Annotated in this window: 19 protein-coding genes and 1 tRNA gene; 12 read left to right on the top strand and 8 right to left on the bottom strand. The window is 55.0% G+C overall.

Annotation, left to right across the window (positions count from 1 at the left end):
• Positions 1-43: 43 nt before the first annotated feature.
• Positions 44-334 (top strand): 4a-hydroxytetrahydrobiopterin dehydratase, encoded by a 291-nt coding sequence (locus ABL922_RS06430; protein ID WP_349023384.1) that lies wholly within the window; start codon positions 44-46, stop codon positions 332-334.
• A gap of 94 nt (positions 335-428) precedes the next feature.
• Here ABL922_RS06430 and ABL922_RS06425 read toward each other — a convergent pair whose 3' ends face one another.
• Positions 429-1241, bottom strand: a complete 813-nt coding sequence (locus ABL922_RS06425) for an SDR family oxidoreductase (protein ID WP_349023383.1) — start codon at positions 1239-1241, stop codon at positions 429-431.
• Between the two features lie 106 nt (positions 1242-1347).
• Here ABL922_RS06425 and ABL922_RS06420 point away from each other — a divergent pair, with 106 nt between their 5' ends.
• On the top strand, positions 1348-1866 hold the full coding sequence (locus tag ABL922_RS06420) for a hypothetical protein (protein WP_349023382.1): 519 nt from the start codon (positions 1348-1350) through the stop codon (positions 1864-1866).
• Between the two features lie 3 nt (positions 1867-1869).
• On the opposite strand, the gene ABL922_RS06415 is transcribed toward ABL922_RS06420, so the two are convergent.
• The 3 genes from ABL922_RS06415 to rlmB are packed head-to-tail and all read right to left on the bottom strand — an operon-like array spanning position 1870 to position 4379.
• Entirely contained in the window at positions 1870-2493 is a 624-nt protein-coding gene (locus ABL922_RS06415) for a DNA-3-methyladenine glycosylase 2 family protein (RefSeq protein WP_349023381.1), read from the bottom strand.
• Positions 2493-3608, bottom strand: coding sequence for a hypothetical protein (locus ABL922_RS06410; protein ID WP_349023380.1), 1116 nt, complete (start codon positions 3606-3608; stop codon positions 2493-2495). Before ABL922_RS06410 ends, ABL922_RS06415 begins: the two co-directional genes overlap by 1 nt.
• Positions 3609-4379 carry a 23S rRNA (guanosine(2251)-2'-O)-methyltransferase RlmB gene (gene rlmB / locus ABL922_RS06405; RefSeq protein ID WP_349023379.1) on the bottom strand — a complete coding sequence of 257 codons (771 nt, stop codon included), beginning with the start codon at positions 4377-4379 and terminating at the stop codon, positions 3609-3611.
• Positions 4380-4523: 144 nt separating this feature from the next.
• Between rlmB and ABL922_RS06400 the strand changes: the two genes are divergently transcribed.
• A tRNA-Tyr gene (locus tag ABL922_RS06400) sits at positions 4524-4609 on the top strand.
• A 196-nt stretch (positions 4610-4805) separates the two neighbouring features.
• Positions 4806-5999 (top strand): tyrosine-type recombinase/integrase, encoded by a 1194-nt coding sequence (locus tag ABL922_RS06395; protein WP_349023378.1) that lies wholly within the window; start codon positions 4806-4808, stop codon positions 5997-5999.
• A gap of 74 nt (positions 6000-6073) precedes the next feature.
• On the opposite strand, the gene ABL922_RS06390 is transcribed toward ABL922_RS06395, so the two are convergent.
• Positions 6074-6289, bottom strand: coding sequence for an AlpA family phage regulatory protein (locus ABL922_RS06390; protein WP_349023377.1), 216 nt, complete (start codon positions 6287-6289; stop codon positions 6074-6076).
• Positions 6290-6426: 137 nt separating this feature from the next.
• On the opposite strand from ABL922_RS06390, the gene ABL922_RS06385 reads away from it, so the two are divergent.
• The 4 genes from ABL922_RS06385 to ABL922_RS06370 are packed head-to-tail and all read left to right on the top strand — an operon-like array spanning position 6427 to position 9832.
• Positions 6427-6735: a hypothetical protein gene (locus ABL922_RS06385; protein WP_349023376.1), complete on the top strand. Its 309-nt coding sequence runs from the start codon at positions 6427-6429 to the stop codon at positions 6733-6735.
• Positions 6736-6753: 18 nt separating this feature from the next.
• On the top strand, positions 6754-8007 hold the full coding sequence (gene dcm / locus ABL922_RS06380; RefSeq protein ID WP_349023375.1) for a DNA (cytosine-5-)-methyltransferase: 1254 nt from the start codon (positions 6754-6756) through the stop codon (positions 8005-8007).
• Positions 8000-8458, top strand: coding sequence for a very short patch repair endonuclease (locus ABL922_RS06375; protein ID WP_349023374.1), 459 nt, complete (start codon positions 8000-8002; stop codon positions 8456-8458). The genes dcm and ABL922_RS06375 overlap by 8 nt, the downstream gene beginning before the upstream one ends.
• A gap of 18 nt (positions 8459-8476) precedes the next feature.
• Complete coding sequence (locus ABL922_RS06370; RefSeq protein WP_349023373.1) at positions 8477-9832, top strand: type II restriction endonuclease; 1356 nt, start codon at positions 8477-8479, stop codon at positions 9830-9832.
• Positions 9833-9959: 127 nt separating this feature from the next.
• Here the strand turns inward: ABL922_RS06370 and ABL922_RS06365 are convergent, their stop codons facing one another.
• On the bottom strand, positions 9960-11075 hold the full coding sequence (locus ABL922_RS06365; protein ID WP_349023372.1) for a hypothetical protein: 1116 nt from the start codon (positions 11073-11075) through the stop codon (positions 9960-9962).
• Positions 11072-13279: a sensor histidine kinase gene (locus tag ABL922_RS06360; RefSeq protein ID WP_349023371.1), complete on the bottom strand. Its 2208-nt coding sequence runs from the start codon at positions 13277-13279 to the stop codon at positions 11072-11074. Before ABL922_RS06360 ends, ABL922_RS06365 begins: the two co-directional genes overlap by 4 nt.
• 706 nt (positions 13280-13985) lie before the next feature.
• On the opposite strand from ABL922_RS06360, the gene ABL922_RS06355 reads away from it, so the two are divergent.
• Genes ABL922_RS06355 through ABL922_RS06340 form a run of 4 tightly spaced genes read left to right on the top strand, consistent with a single transcriptional unit; the run spans position 13986 to position 14802 of the window.
• The gene (locus tag ABL922_RS06355; RefSeq protein ID WP_349023370.1) at positions 13986-14198 is read left to right on the top strand and encodes a hypothetical protein; all 213 of its coding nucleotides are present in this window, start codon (positions 13986-13988) and stop codon (positions 14196-14198) included.
• Positions 14195-14497, top strand: a complete 303-nt coding sequence (locus tag ABL922_RS06350; protein WP_349023369.1) for a DUF3768 domain-containing protein — start codon at positions 14195-14197, stop codon at positions 14495-14497. The genes ABL922_RS06355 and ABL922_RS06350 overlap by 4 nt, the downstream gene beginning before the upstream one ends.
• Positions 14430-14594, top strand: a complete 165-nt coding sequence (locus ABL922_RS06345) for a DUF3768 domain-containing protein (RefSeq protein WP_349023368.1) — start codon at positions 14430-14432, stop codon at positions 14592-14594. The genes ABL922_RS06350 and ABL922_RS06345 overlap by 68 nt, the downstream gene beginning before the upstream one ends.
• Before the next feature lie 13 nt (positions 14595-14607).
• On the top strand, positions 14608-14802 hold the full coding sequence (locus ABL922_RS06340; protein ID WP_349023367.1) for a hypothetical protein: 195 nt from the start codon (positions 14608-14610) through the stop codon (positions 14800-14802).
• A gap of 65 nt (positions 14803-14867) precedes the next feature.
• Here the strand turns inward: ABL922_RS06340 and ABL922_RS06335 are convergent, their stop codons facing one another.
• Entirely contained in the window at positions 14868-16361 is a 1494-nt protein-coding gene (locus ABL922_RS06335; RefSeq protein WP_349023366.1) for a hypothetical protein, read from the bottom strand.
• Between the last annotated feature and the right edge of the window lie 356 nt (positions 16362-16717).

Raw genomic sequence — 16717 nt, 5'->3', positions numbered from 1 at the left:
ACATAGGCACGGCGCGCGCAAAAAGCAAAGGCAGGAGAGTGACATGGCTGTTCGGGAACTGAACGAAAACGAACGCGACGACGCTTTGGTTACGCTGAACGGCTGGATCTATGACGCCAACGCGCGCGGGATCAGGCGCACTTTCCGCTTTGCAGATTTCGCCGAAGCCTTTGCTTTCATGACCCGGGTGGCAATCCTTGCCGAAAAGGCAGATCACCATCCTGAATGGTTCAACGTTTACAACCGGGTGGAAATTCTGCTGACGACGCATGATGCAGGCGGTTTGTCCGGACGCGATATTTTGCTGGCGACAGCGATCGACGGCTTCGCCTAAATGTCGTCACCCCGGCGCCGCATCAGGTTTCACCAGCGATGAAAGCGCAAATCTCCAGCGGCCCCGGCCTGCGCCGGAGCGACGGGTTGTTCCTTTAGTTCTTCACCACCGTCTCAATACCCTGCATCATCGACAGTTGCTTGCGCAAACGGCCCGGGAACCAGCGGGCAGCAAAGGCGAGCTGTTTCGCGAGCTTGTTGACCGGAGTGTGGACCTTATCGCCGTGAACGGCTTCCCAAGCCGCCGGCCCGATGATCGAGACAGGGCTTACTTCTACACCAGCCTCCAAAAGCCGTTCCTTGCCTGTCTGGTTGGAGCTAGGATCGACTGCGCCTATGATATTGGTGTCGATAAAGCCCGGCATCAATGAACGGGACCTGATGCCCAGTTCACGCCATTCGATGTCATGTGCTTCGGTTAGGCCACGTACCGCAAATTTTGTCGCGCTGTAAACGCTGAGTCCTGCCGAACCATAAATTCCAGCTGCCGACGCGGTGTTGAGCACGCAGCTGCCTTTGGTTGCCTGCAGATAAGGGAATCCGGCACGGATGCCATTGATCACGCCGGTGATGTTGATTGCAATCATCCGGTCAATTTCTTCGTCGGTCATATCCTGGATAGGTCCGCCCGTGCCGACACCGGCATTGTTGAACAACACGTCCATCTTGCCGCCAGTATGCTTGGCAAATTCTGCCGCGGCCTCTTTCCATTGCGGACGATTGGTCACGTCGAGCTTGTGGATTGACCACTGACCTGCGGGAAGCATATCTGCGGTTTCCTTGAGCCCTGCCTCGTTGACATCGGCCAGGCCGATAAACCAGCCCTTGCCGGCAAAATAGCGCGACACTTCGCGACCAAGGCCCGACGCGGCGCCGGTTACGAAAATGCTTTTGCGGTTGCTGGACATGGTTCGACTCTCCCTCTTATTTTCACTGCTGTAAGCACAGCAATTCCCCCCTCGGGTCAACCCCTACTTGCAGCTTTTGAACAAGGTCGATAATCAAACACCCGATATGCAGTTGTTCCGTTTCCTGTTTCCAACCTTTGCCGCGTTGTTGCTCTCGACCCTTTCGGGCCAAGCGCGCGCCGAAGTCGTCGCGACCTTTTACAGCCATGATTTCGGCGATCATTTCCCGCACGCCTTCATCACATTAAAGGGCAAGGTTGATGGAACTGGCGAAGCGGTGGACACAAATTTCGGATTTACCGCCGTCAGCGTGTCGCCGGCGATCTTGATGGGTTCGGTCAAAGGGATGATCGAGACGAAGGACGCGAAATATGTGTCCAAAAGCAACCCGCATTTTTCACTGCGTTTGTCCGATGCCGAATATCGAAAACTGCTTGACCATGTGGAACGCTGGCGCAGTATGCCGGGTAAAAGCTACAGCTTGAACAAGCGGAATTGCGTACATTTTGTAATGGAGGCGGCGGCGCTGCTTGGCCTGTCAGTGAACCGCAAGAGCCAGTTTTTCAAAAAGCCGAAATCGTTCGTGCTCGAAATGATGAAGATCAATCCAACGCTGCGATTGTAGTCCTTAAATCGCCTCAAAACCTGTCGCGTAATAATGCCAGGTGAAGATGGCCGCCGCGCCCCGATGCGGACGCCAGCTTTCAGCAATTTCGCGCGTGGGTTTCTCGGTCGGACGCTCTTCGAGCAGCAGGATGCGCTTGACGCCTTCCTGCACCGCCAGATCGCCTGCGGGCCAGATGTCAGCACGGCCTTCGGCAAAGAGCAGATAGATTTCGGCTGACCAGCGACCAATGCCTTTGACTTTGGTCAGATAGGCGATCGCTTCCTCGTCATCCTCTGGCAACGCATCGAGCGGCAGGGCGCCAGACACAACCAGTTCTGCAAGGCTGCGCGCATAACCCTGTTTTTGGCGACTAAGTCCGCAAGCGCGCAGGCTGTCGAAATCCTCAGCCAGCAGTTTCTCCGGCGCGCAATCCTCACCAAGCTTTGCAGCCAGCTTGTTCCACATTGACGAGGCAGCAGCGACACTGACCTGCTGACCGACAATGGTGCGCAGCAAGGTCGTGTAACCACGTTCCCTTATACGCGGCTCGGGATAGCCAGCCTGCTCCAGCGCAATCGCAAAACGCTTCTCCTGACCAGCAAGCGCATCGAGCGAATGCTTTATCTGTTTCGCCGTCAATCCCATCAGTGCGCCAACTTCAGCAGCGCCATCGGCGGGCCAAAGGTCTTCGGGCCGATATCCCAGCGGAGCACCTGCATAGCGCCTTCGTCGGTCGGGCCCTCATCGGTGTTGTTGGCCATGATTTTCGCATTGGTACGGATAGTGAAAGTGCCTTTGACCTCGACCGGCTCGATATTCTTTTTGGCGGAACTCATTCCCGGGATCATCGATCCGGCACCCATCAGCGACATCAAAGACACATCGGCATCATTATGAAATGTTGGCGCCTCGATCCGGACCCGGCCATTGTCCCAGCGGGTGACATGGATCATCGGATTGCCCAGTGCATAGCGGGGGATGACGGGGAAGGCGAAATCGTCGGCCAGACGGCCCTTGGTCGAATAGTCGATCATGAACAACCCGTTGCCCAGATGCTCGACCTTGTTCCAGGCCGCCAGCCGTTCGACTTCCTTAGTGAAACGATCGATCGTCTTTGGGTTGCTGGGATCAATACCACCCAGCATGGCAGCGAACATCTTTTTGGCCTGCTCTTTTTCTTTCTTGGAGTTGGCCTGTTGTTCGTCCCAATCCTTCTTCTGCTGCTCTACCTCGGCGGGAGTGCAGTCGCGCTCGCTATAGTCATCTTCAATCGCCTCGACAGCAGCGACCGCTTCGGTTGCGGCTTCCTCGGCAGCCCCGGCCGCGTCCTCGGACGCTGCAGCAGCATCGACCTCAGCCTCAACTTCTTGAGTGATTTCCTCTTGCGATGCCTTTGAGGCAGCCGTGCCAGCCGTTTCGGCGGCAATGGCTGCAATTGCAGCATCGGCGGCGGCGGCATCTGCGGTGGCTTTTGCCTCCGCCTTCTGCTTGCGCTTTTCCTTCTTCTGCTTTTCCGGCTCCGGTTCTGGGCCATAGCAAGAGGCGGTGAATTCGGTGTTTCCACCTTCGGCATCAAGCGTATCGTTGAGTAGATTGGCAAGACCAACTAGCTGGATCTGCCCCTTATAGCTAAAGGCGAACTCGCCATCGGCCATCACGGTCATTTCCGAATTAAACTCGCCCGGCAGCAACAGACAACCCGACAGGCTGAACGGAGCAATGACAGCAAGGCCGATGGCGGCTATTTTCTTGAAATGCATTCAGTCGGCTTTCGATTGGCGCAGGGTCGCCGCGGCATAAAGCGCGATGGCTGCGGCGTTGGAGACGTTCAGGCTTTCCATCTGTTCGCTGATTGGCAGCTTTGCCAGCTGGTCGCAATGTTCCTCAATATTGGCGCGCATGCCTTCGCCTTCTGCACCGAGCACCAGCGCATTTCGGGAAGGTGCCAGCGCTTCTCCAAGCGTGACATCCGCGTGACCGCTCAATCCAATGCGCCAATAATTGTGCTCGGCAATCTCGTCGAGCGCGCGGGCCAGATTGACCACGCGAACCCAGGGCACAACTTCCAGAGCGCCTGAGGCCGATTTTGCCAACACGCCGGATTCGGGCGGGGCATGCCGATCCTGCGTCACTACCGCAATCGCATCAAAGGCGGCGGCAGACCGGAAAATCGCGCCGACATTGTGTGGGTCGGTAATCTGGTCGAGGATCAGGATGGGCCGGTCATCGTCGTCGTGCGCATCGAGCACATCCGACAGCCAGACATCCTCGAGCGGGGCGACCTCGGCTACGATGCCCTGATGCGGGGTATCTCGCGGCACGAATCGGGCAAGATCGGAACCTTCGCAAAACTGGAAAGGCACGCCCGATGGCAATTCAAACGATGCCATCGCTTCGCGTGTCGCCCACACCTTTAATATGCGGCGCTCCGGATTTTCGAGTGCAGCTGTCACTGCGTGCTTACCCCAGAATTTGGGGTTGCCGCTGGTCTGTGCCGCACCGCGCCTGCGCTGGCTTTTATGCGATGACATTATGAGGCCCTGTAAGACTGGAGAAATTTCTGTTCATGCCCGCTCTTTCCCACTTGAGGCATTGACAGGCAAGTGCCGTTTCGCCAATAGGCCGCTTCTTCTTCGGGACCGGCCCTTTGCCTCGCGCAACGCCCCGCAGAAAGTGGACAGGTGGCCGAGTGGTTAAAGGCAGCAGACTGTAAATCTGCCCGGTTTTCCGTACGCTGGTTCGAATCCAGCCCTGTCCACCAATTACCCCTCCCAAGACACCCCAAAAAAGCGCTAGAAGTCCCAGAAAACCTAGTGTATACTCGCTATGTTCCTCCCGCTGCGTTGCATCGTATTTCACTGCATCTCAGACCTGGTGTGGGGGTAATGTGGGGGTAAATAGGCTTACCCCCACACTTTTTCTCCCGATTTTTGGGGGGTAAATGTGGGGGTAAATTCATGGGAAAACTCACAGCAATTGCGGTCAAAGCGCATCTCGCGACTCCCGGCACCTATCAGGATGGAGATGGGCTTTTCCTTAAAGTGGACAAGCGGGGAGGGGCTTACTGGCTTTTACGCCTCCAGCATGACGGAAAGAGGCAGGACATCGGAATAGGCAGTGCCAAACTGCTCAGGCTCTCGGAAGCACGCGATAAGGCCTATGAACTTCGCAGAGCCATCAAAATCGACCGGCGCGATGTGCTTGCCGAGAGGAAAGACGCAGTCGCTTCCAAAGTGACATTCCACGATGCCGCGCGGCAATATCATTTAGAGAATGCGGCGGGCTGGAAAAGTTCTCTTTATGCTCGCCAATGGCTTGCCAGTCTGGAGAATTACGCCTTTCCAAAACTGGGCAATGTGCCAACGGGCGGCATCACAGCTGCCGACATCATCACCGTACTGACGCCGATCTGGCAGGAGATTCCCGAAACAGCGCGTCAAGTTCGTAACCGAATCTGCGCGGTTCTCGATTATGCCCATGCCAAGGGATGGCGCTCAAAAGAAGCGCCATCAGGCAACAGCAGTCTGAAAGCAGGACGGGGACTGCCCCGGCAGGTCAAATCGAGGGAACACCGCAAAGCAATGCCCTACATTGAGTTGCCTGCTTTTCTTACCGCACTGCGCCGCAAACCATTCTATGGACGGCTGGCGCTAGAACTGCTCATTCTTACTGGTGTGCGGAGCCAAGAGGTTCGGCTGGCGACATGGGCGGAGTTTGATCTGGACCAGCGTCTATGGTCTGTTCCAGCCGATCACATGAAGCGGGCCAAGGCGCACATGGTTCCGCTGTCTGAGGCCGCGATGCGAGTTTTGGCGAAAGCGAATGTGTTCCGTCAGGCGGACACCGATGTCGTATTTCCCGGCGTGTCTGGAAAGCCGATGTCTGACATGACGCTGCTCAAGGTGCTGCGCGATATGGCGGAACCATACCACGTCCACGGCTTTCGCTCCACATTTACAGATTGGGCTGCGAATGAAGGATTTGCCGATGCCGTTGTAGAGGCGGCGCTGGCTCACAAGACGCCTGATGCGGTGCAGGCCGCTTATCGGCGCACAACTTACCTTGGCACAAAGGAGCAGCCTGGCGCGCGTGTCACATTGATGGAAGAGTGGGGGCTTTATTGCGCGGGCGAGGCGGCGGACACCGAATAGGCATCGCAGTTGCCGTGGGCGCTACGAATTGACGCATTGGTGGAGCGACAATCAGGACCAGCCACGAGCTGCGGCTATGGGCAGGATTTCTCCTGCGGTTCTTCACGGTAAGCAATCGGATTGGCGATCCAGCGGTTGACCGCTGACTCTCGCCAGCCAGCGCCATGAACGCTGATTTTCAATTGGCACGGGAAGGTGCCTTCGGCGATCTTGCGGTACATGGTCGAGCGGGACAACCCGGTGCGGGCCAGTACGGTTTTAAGGCGGATAATTCTTTCGAGGTCGGACATGGGATGTTCTTCCATTCGTTGGCAGTCATTGGCACCCCTGTGGACCAAACATTGGTTTTAAAAATCAGCGACGCAAGAGCGTTCTGGGGGCCGGTAAAGGCAGGCGCACACTCGGCGGCATTAGGTAGCGAACGATTGTGAACGGCTCGAAACGAATATGGGCGAGTATGGACGGGGGGCTTGGCGAGCTTTGGCGAACGACAAATCCAGCCGATAAAACCTTCCATGCGCAACTGACGACAATGACGGACATCGCAGGCGTAAATTCCCGTCGGCTAAGGACGAAATCTGCGCTCGATTCGGGGGTGCTTTTTTTGAACTGGCAGCAGTATGCCACCGTGGCGGCGACATATTCCGAAGAATACGATATTATTTTCGATGCCCCCTTGATCATGTTCTGCAAATGTTTCAACACTGGGAGAAGAACGGACAAAATGTCCAAATGAGTCCCAGCGGAGATTGCCATGCTCGACCCTCGAACCGAATTTGCAAAACTGCGGGAACGGGCTGGCCTTTCGGTCGAAGAGACGGCGAAGCTGTTGCGGGTCACTGAACGTTCGGTCCGTCGCTATGAGACAATGGGTCCGCGTGGCTCAGAGCCTGCTCCTCTTGCGATGGATTTCATGTTTCGGATGGCCGAAGCGGGTGTTCCCAAATTGCCGGTCGCCAGAACAGAAACACGTTTCCGTTTCATAGATTTGTTTGCAGGCATTGGTGGGCTTCGCAAGCCGTTCGAGGAAATCGGCGGCAAATGTGTCTTTACCGCCGAATGGGACAAATACTCACGACAGACCTATGTCGCCAACTACCGGGACAATCCCATTGAGCACGAGTTTGCGGGGGATATCCGTCCTTATGCGGAGGAGCCTTGGAAGGTGCCGGAACATGATGTGCTCCTTGCCGGTTTTCCGTGTCAGCCCTTCTCGATTGCAGGCGTATCCAAGAAGAATTCCCTCGGTCGCCCGCATGGCTTCCTTTGCGATACGCAGGGAACGCTGTTCTATGATCTTGCCAAGATCATTGCGCATCACCGCCCCCAAGCTTTCCTGCTTGAGAATGTGAAGAACCTCGAGCGGCATGATGGCGGGCGGACCTTCGCCACAATCATGCACGTGCTAAGAAAGGAACTTGGCTATCAGGTCGATTATCGCGTTATCAGTTCAGCTCCCTGGGTTCCGCAAAAGCGCGAGCGTGTTTTCATCGTTGGATTCCGGGACGGTTCGTCCTTTGACTTTGGTGATCTGGAGGTTCCGGAGGGTCGCGCGCCTGTTCTGGGCGACATTCTGGAGCGCAAGGTCGATCCCAAATATACCCTGACCGAGCATCTCTGGAACTATTTGCAAGGTTACAAAGAAAAGCACGCCAAGGCTGGCAACGGCTTTGGCTATTCGGTTTTTGGCCCAAACGACGTGTCCCGGACGCTTTCGGCGCGCTACCACAAGGACGGGTCCGAATGCTTGGTCTTGCAACCTGGCAACCGTCCCCGTCGCCTGACTCCCCGAGAATGCGCGAGGCTTATGGGCTTTGAGGAGCCGCAGGGCAGCAAGTTCGTAATCCCTGTTTCTGACACACAGGCCTACCGCCAGTTCGGAAATGCAGTCGTTGTGCCGGTTGTCCGTGCGGTTGCCAGCATCATGGCGCCGCATATCCGCACTGAAACCTTCAAACAGGCGGTTCAGGCGACCGATCTTCGCGAGCCTATGCTGGCACATGGCTGACATCGTATCCCCCGATGTCCGCAGCCGGATGATGGCGGGGATCAGGGGGAAGGATACCAAGCCGGAGCTTATTGTCCGGCGCGCACTACACGCGCGAGGCTTTCGCTACAGACTGCATGCGAGGGATTTACCCGGCAAGCCTGATCTTGTGTTTCCCAAGTTTCGCGCGGTCATCCTTGTTCATGGCTGCTTCTGGCACGGCCACGAATGCCATCTGTTCCGCTGGCCTCGCAGCAGGGTCAAATTCTGGCAGGAAAAAATCAGCAAAAACCGGAACAATGACTTGGTCAACGCGCAGAAGCTTGCGGAGGCCGGATGGCGCAGAGCCATTGTCTGGGAGTGCGCCCTCAAGGGAAAGCGCAGGATACCGGTCGATACTTTTACCGACCAACTTGAAGACTGGCTTCATTCGGGGCTGTCCGGTATCGAGATAGTTGCAGCACCTGACTGACCAGTTTCCGGAGACAGAATGCCACAACAGTTTGACATGTTTGTAGAAGATTCGGGCAGTGGCTTGCTTGCGGACCTGTTACGGAATTCCGACAGACTTTTTGTGAAAAAGCTGTCCAACAATGACCGGGACTGGGCGCGCTTGTCCAACAAGCACCAAGCCGGTGTCTATGTTCCGCCCCGCGAACGGGACAGCGGTTTTTTCCCGCGATTGGTGGCCAAGGATCGTGACGATCCGGAAGCACATGAAATTCGCGAGACTTGGTTTCGAACGGACTGGCAACAATTCGGCATCGAAAGAAAGACCCGGCTGGTTCATTATACCAGCAAGGGACCGGAAACGCACATGACGGGCGTTCCAAAAGAGGCATTTGCCGATCTGTCCCCTGCCTCATGGCTCGTCGTGGTTCGCGCAGACCGGGACGGCGAACCCAACTTTGTCTGCCTGACCATAGACTCGAACTCAGATGACGCGATTGTCCTCACTGACACTCTCGGGTTGGATACGACGTTTATTTCCGGCATCCTTGATCCACGCGACATCCTTGCGCGGGAACGTGACAGGATCATGGATTTTGCCGAGGAGGTCGCGTTGGCGTGGCTTGCGGGCAATATTGCCGCCTTTGCAGCTGATCGCGCAAAAATGCCGGTCACCGTGGAGCTAGCTGCCATGGCAAGGACCGCATTTCTGGAACGACACAAATTAGCTGCACTTGATCCCTTTGTCTTGGAGCATCCCGGCGATGCGATTCGTGAAATCAGCCGCGTGATCGAATGGGGATTGTTCCGCGAGTTTCAGCGTCGCGAAAGGGCCGTTGAACTGGTGCGGGCGGTTCTGGGTGACGATGCCGCGACAATAGACATGAAGGGTGTGGTCCGCCGACTGGTTGATGCGACGGGAGCGATTGATGCGATCATGCTCTCCGCCAGCCAGCAACGGAAATCCCGCGCGGGCTATTCGTTCGAACACCAGATCGAGGCAATGCTGGTTGCGGGCAATGTTCCTTTTGCCAAACAGGTTGTCATGGACGCGCGCAAGCGACCCGATTTTGTGCTACCTTCGCTGGCCCACTTGAGAAAACCTCTCAAGGGGGCGGCTCGGGGTTTGATCCTGAGCGCCAAAACAACGCTGCGTGAACGCTGGAAACAGGTCCAGCGGGAAATGGGAGGAAGTGACCTCTTCCTTGCGACGGTGGATGAATCGATAGCGGCCAACGCCATTGAGGACATGGCATCACTTGGCATTTCGCTGGTCGTACCGGAGGAGCTCAAACAATCGAAAGACACCGAATATGTCCGGCATGATAACGTGCTGGACTTCGCGACGTTTTTCAGGGACGAGCTGCGGGACCGGCGAATGTTGGCTTGGGGCTAACGTGGCTTTAAGTGCTGGTAGATTGCTACTGGTTTGGCAAAAGGCCCCTAGCCCTTTAGAGAAAACAAAACCAACTCTCTACAATTTGCCAAGCGAACCGAATTCCCCTGAAACTGAGCCAGTTCAGTTAACTTAATCTGGCGATGTCAATATTGGGCTGCCCCGTGCGGCTCATATAAGCCCCGAACCTTTGTACGATGTTGGAGAGGAAAGGCGTGGCTATTGAGGTGACCCTATGCTCGAGTGCCGCATTCAAATCAGTTAGAGGCATGGTCTTTAAGCTTGAAAAGTGCACCATCAGCGGTTCCGTCTCGCCGGGCAACGCGGGAAGAAAGTGCTTTGACGGTTCGACGTTTTGATTGACGTACCGCGAGAGGAATCGGCTACTTTTCTCTACAGCTTTGTCTGTCTCCTTCGCTGCAAGCATATCAATCATCGGCTTCCAATCGGCAATGCCGAGTATGCACTTGGCCAGAATGGCGTTATCTACTTTCTGCGTGGCCATATCGCATTGCGGAGTAAGTACGACCCAGAGATCACCATCAAATTTGAAAATATCTCCGGTATGCGCCCGATGAGACATCAATGCCGGGCTCATATAGTTTTCAAATGGATGCCAAGATACATTCTCGGGGTCATCCAGCCCAAGCAAATCGGCAAGATGACCAACATACTGGCGGGTTACTATTTTCACCAACTGGTTGCGGTCCCCGGTATCAAGTTCCGCAAACATTTTCCACCGAGGCCAAAGGCGGAGCAAGAATACATCTGCCGCAGAGGCGTCCATCTCAGTTCGGGCCAAACCTAGGACGTCCATCATATCCCACTGCGCTCCAAGCCATGCGATGGCGCGATCATAGTAGTTTCCATGATCATCGATTGGGTCATTTTTGTCGAAAATTTCGACAGCGCCCGCAGAACGGACTTCGTCGTCCAGTTCTCCGATATTGGCAGATATAATCGCAACCGGTACACCTCGCCCTTTCAGTGCGAGTTTTGCTAAATCGTTGCCCCTCGGTTCGGACTTCCCACCCTCTTTCTCGCTTTTGACCCGCAAGTCAAAAAGAGCCGCATCACACCGCAAACGGGAAAGTGCCAAGAATGCCTGCTCGACAGTTGCTGCTACGTCGAAAGAAAAAAGCTTACCTGTATCCTCGTTCTTCGCGTTCCAGTCGCGAACAGCCGTATCAAACATATCAAGCTGAGTTTTTTCATCCTCAACAAACAATATATGCTTTGTCATCGCCTCTCCTCGACCCGGGGAAATCGTATTTCAAACCGGGTGCCCCCCTGAAAGTCCATATGGTAGGATAACGTCGCATCAGACCGCGACAGTGCTTCCCGCGCGATGTTAAGGCCGAGGCCCGTGCCATCACTCTTTAGCGAAAAGCCGACGTCAAAAATGAGCTCGGCAAACTCCTCTTTAACACCCGGACCGTTGTCATCAACATAGATGACTGCTTCGGTTGGCAGGCCCCTTATGCTGATCGTGATTTGCGGATTAAGTGTCTGGGCATCTTCAAGCCAGTGCAAGGAGTTTCCGATGATATTGACGAGCGCAGTGGTCAGATCTTCCGGGTAGCCGATCATATCGGCAACTTTGTCAGGGTTCTCAATTTCGATTGAAGTCATGTGGTTCGAGAAAAGCTCTATAGCCCCCCTGATCACGTTCACGAGATTGAAGGTCTTCGGCAGTCCTCGCTTTCCTCCCGCAAGTGGCTTTAGATTTCGGAACAAGGTCACCAAACGTGTGCCTGACTCGGCAACGAGAGGAAGCTTTTTATCGAATTCACCCTTGGCGGTGTCGGTGCGTGGGCCACTGCCGCCGAACAGGTCAGGAAAAAGCCCCTTCAAACGGGCAGCGGTCGATGCGACGTATGCGGCAGGTTGAGTTCCTTCATGCAGAATTTCTGCAAGAATCGCTCCGAGAGAGGATTTAGCTTCCAAGACGCGGGCTCGATCTTCCAGCTGGTCAATCCTGTCACTCAGCAGCATGGCCTGCTTATCAATCAGGCTTTCTGCCTCGGCGCGCTCACTTGGTTCGAAATGGCTGACTAACAGGCGAAGCTTCTGCAACTCGGCCAAATTTCTGACCTCATCAAAGGTAACGCTGCGCTTACGTGATATTCCGGCCTTCGAACGGAAATGGTACCTCTTCGGTTCAACAACACGCGTAAGTAGAACCTCCACCAGCCTTTTCAGTCTCCGAAATGCGCCGTTCTCTTCGAATCCTTCGCGGCTGCTTCTCTCCTCAAGGCCCGATGTCTCCTGATCTTGCACGGTAACATAACCGGCAACCTGGTTGTGGCCGATATGCAGCGATGGATTCTGAACCCTTCTCCGGTCCAACGTCAGCCAGTCGTTCTCAGAATCACCATAAGGACGGACGCGAAATCCGCTGCGATAGATGGCGATCCCTGCGATCTCATCGAGTATCTGCCGAGCCTTTGCAGCAGTCAGGTCACCAAGCCCCGCCTCCCGCATGTTGTTTTTGATTGTATCCGCCTCGCGATCAAAAAGAAAAAGGCGAATGTCAAAAGGCCCGCATGACTGCTCCTCTCCCTCGAACGGGATAATCAAAGATACTTGCTCTGGCCCCGTTCCTGCGCGTCGATTTCGGAAAGTGCCTGAAAATTGGCCGGAAGAGTCATAGGAACCTGTCAGCTCATAGTCGCAAGCCTTGAGTAACGGGAAAGGCTGGACTTTAAACTCGATTTTCTCCAGCTCACCTTCTTCAACTGAAGCGTTGCCATTGTCGAGAAGGGATCGGCCGTCAAAACCACAACTTTCAACGGTGCATTCCGAGAGATCAAGAAATATGTCGAAATCATCTTGATGATCAGCTTGCTGAAGCGGGGAGATCAGACGCCGAAGTTCCAATAGAAGTCGATTGATCTTCGGTTCGGTCCATGCCTCGCGGAGGTCCAATATTTCAAGTAATGTGCCGGTCGGGCCGTCAGTAGGCTCAGTATAAAAGTCGATAGCGATATCTGAAAGGTAGGTGTCGCCGTCGAAGATTGACCAGTCCAGCTCTGGAATGAGCACTTCAACTCGATTACCTCCACGTTCGCTGGTGGAATTTAGTGCCATCCGGCCGCCTAGCTTCGCCGCCGCAAATCGCCCGATCCCTTTATAGCCCATCATCACACGATTACGGTCGGGTGACAGGCGCGTGCCTACTTTTGATGTAGTTGCAGGCTCCATCCATTTGTCTTGGATATCCGATAATGTCATACCGTGCCCATCATCCTGCACGGTGATCCGACCGGCACCTGCTTCAAGAGGCGGGTAGAATTTGAGTACAACGGATGTGGCATCCGCATCATATGCATTTTTCACGAGTTCTATGACCGCCGCCTCTGGACCGCTTATTAGCTGGTCACCGATGGTTCGTATAATCCTGGCGCGCGGACGGAACCTCAGTTTGGCAACTTCTTCATTCGACATTGAGGCAGTTTTCTCCCTAACCATAGACTAGGCGAATGCACCATTACTGTCGACCAATATGTTGCGGTTCCTGCGACCCTCGCGCAGCGAACAGAAGGGTTTACCCTGATGCAATCCCCGTGATTTTCTGCGCTAAGACATCTCACCTTTCTATCTCATGAAACTGGCATTTGCAGATTGAGGATCCGGGGCGTTGACCGCGCTACCCTTTCGGGCGACCCGCTCTATTCGCCGTGCGAACCAAGCCTGTAGTCTTGGCCCTTCGGGTGACGATCGGGAGCGTGGGATGATGAGCGGGAGGTTCTAGGGTCGCACTCTTTCCCGCGCTTCGCGCTCCTGAGGGTGCGGCGTTTTTGGGCTGACCCGCTGGCGCTCTTGCCACTCTCCTTGCCGGACGCCCGCTGGCCCACAGGTCCGGGCACAGGGCGTCTGGCTGGCGTCGTTTTGTGCAAGGGTGCCGTTGTTTTGCCGCGTGGCGGCTAGGGGAGGCTTACCGCCTCCGTTCGTTTGATCGTGTGGGAACGCCAAGGGCATTGCCCTCTCGTTCCCAAAGCAGAATAGCCACCCCCGTGTGGCGGTCGCTGTGCGTCCGCTGGCCCGCGCCAAGGGTGTCGATTCGGCTTTCCCTCCCCCTCCCATCCTCGCCGGAAGGCAGAGCCGCATTCCGCATGCAGTGCGGCTTCGCCACAAGGAAGGAAGGTTTGAGATGACCGATTTGCTTTTGAACTATCGCGCTTGCGGCGCGGAGTGCCGCGACGATTATCTGCGTGATTTGGCCAATGAGAATGGCCTGCCGCTGGAGTGCGTTCAAAGGATTGCCGAGCGGCTTGGTGAGCGCGAGGATTTTGGCGCGCTTGTCCTGATTTGTGAAGAGCGCCATGCGCGGAGCGCCAACCAAAGACAAGGGCGAGTGCTATGAGCGCGGCTCTTGTTGCAGCGCGTGAGCAGGCCGCACGGATTGCGCGCTTGAACGACTTTGCGCGTCAGGCGATGGGGGTTGCTTGCACCGTTGTTGCTACTGTGGGTTTTCGGTCGCTGTCCGACGCCGACCAGTCTTGCGCTCGCGAACTTATCGAGACATTCGACGCTTTTACCGAGGACAACGACCCCCATGGCGAACGCGATTTCGGGTGCGTCTATCAGCTTGGCGATGGTCGTTGGACGACCGAGCGCCCAAGGGTTCGGGAAGACGAGCACGAACGGGTGTTCTGGAACTGATTATTATGACCTTGAATTGCAGTTTGGCAGTGAAGATGCGGCGAACCCCGCCGTCACGCGGCGGGTGCTGACCATCATGCTTGCCGACGAATATTGAGCGAATGCAAATTATGGCCCAGCGCAAATCGTTCCCGCAGATAGCTCCGTCCGACTCCAGCCAGATTATGATAGCCGGCATCGCGCCTGTCAGCGTGCGGGAGCAGCTGGGCTATCTTGCCAATCAGCCGATGCAGCCCCGCTGCAAACAGCGCTCTTTGGATATCGGGTTTTGGGACCCCATGCGTGACCAGTTAGAGATGTTTTGATAACGCAAAATTGCAGTGCCCAACCCAGTTGCCAGCGGCACGTCTGATGCAGATGATATCGGCAGTTACTCGATTTCCTCGCGTGGTCGCAGAAGTTTTTCACAGAACCCCTCGTTATTCACGCCTGCAACATGCACCCCGAAGAAATATTCTCGATTGTAACGAATAGTGTGTTTTGCGATGCCATCTAATGCGAACCTAAACGCCAGCTGAAAGTTTCCCAAGTTAAACGCTGTTGGAACCATATCGACCGGTGGCAGCCAATCATAAACATAACGGCAAGCGTCGAAGGGAATAACGTCCAAGTACATTCGCGTGGACTTCGCCACATAGCTGAAACGACGAGTGCGCTCGACATTGTAGTGCATTGGCTGCGTATACTGAGCTATAACAGGTAACAGCGCGAGTTCATCATTGGGAACGTCGCAGAAAAGATACATCCGCTCAAAATAGCGGAAGCCATTTCGAAGACCGTGAAAAGCCGAGGTCTCGAACTCCTGCTCCTCGCTCCTTAGAACATGATATGCGATAAGCGCCTTTTCCGCTGATATTTTTGGAGACGGATGGCCAGAGAGCTGGTTACGCCAAGCCTCTATCAGCTTCGCTGACCCCGATTCAAAGGTAGGATAATTGATGTCATGATAGGATTTCCCGTTTCTGCTAGCATTAAGCGTCCAGCCAATCGCATTCATGTCTGGATCTGTTACCATGACCGTGACATCGTCAACTGGGGGAGTTCCGAAATCCTTTGATCGCATCGCCATCGTTGCCGCAGAAGCGTTCATATAAAGGCTCCATGCCTCCGAATTGGCAAACGCCGTCCACGGAGCGACCAGCGAGGCAACGTCAAAAATCTGCCGCGTTATGTACTGACCGTAGTAACATTTCAGATCAGCTCGAACCGCATGGAAGAATGATTCGCCGACGTTCTCGTTGTCCTTGCAGACAAAACCGTGCGCCTGCGGTCCGTCATCCAAGTTCCACACATCGTCTGGATCATCCTCCGGTTGCAACGCAGCTTCAAGAAACGCTCTTGGGTAGAGGCTTGCGCTTACAAGATCGGAATACGCATCAGCCTGTTGCGCGTTGCTTTCATCGGGGGCCGCGAAATTCGTGATCAGTACACCTGGTGATGCAAGCCCGTTGTGACGGAATATATCGACCAGCGTGCGCAGGGTAGATTGGCCGGTGCTAGGAATTGGACCGCATGCGTCAAAATATATGATATCGAAAACCGTCGGAGCTGTGCGTAGAAAGGAATCAAGGCTACCTCGCCGAAGTTTCAAAAGTGGAAACTCCGATGCCAAGACTTCACTAAGGGCGGTATCATAGGTCTGATTGTCGGTTTCAAATGCCCAGATATTGAATGGATGCACTCCGAGTTCAATGAGAACACGAAAGTCGTTCAGCGGTTCAGGGCCAGCTAAATATGCGATCTTCAATTCGTTCGCGGTTTTAGGCTGAAAATGGCTATCCCAGAACTTTTCCCACGTCGTTATCGTATGCTCGTCGAGCGCAGAGGCGGCCGCCGCGTCGTAAGATGTGCTTTTGCCGTCCATAAACTCCTTTATCTTTCGCACATGGTTGCGAGGAACAACGGCGCTGTTCAACCTAGACGATGTCAGAGACTCAACAGCATGAGTTAAACTCCGTCTGCGAGCTTCTATTTTTGACGGTTGGTCATACTTTACCGACATAGTTCCTCCGTCACGTTCAGACGTTATGGCCGTGCGCCTTGCGCTGCTATAGACGATGATAGCGAACGCTTCGAGAAACGATAGCGCAGTAAAATGGACACCTTCACCCAAATATTTCCGTTAATTTTGTCAAGCATGTGCATAAGCCGGTGGATGGTCAAGCGGTTGAGCTTGCGGCATCGACCCCCCACGCACTGCTATCACAGAACTCGAAATTG

The organism is Sphingorhabdus sp. (assembly GCF_040079335.1).
Taxonomy (GTDB): domain Bacteria; phylum Pseudomonadota; class Alphaproteobacteria; order Sphingomonadales; family Sphingomonadaceae; genus Sphingorhabdus_B.
This window is presented reverse-complemented; position numbering and strand designations above follow the sequence as displayed.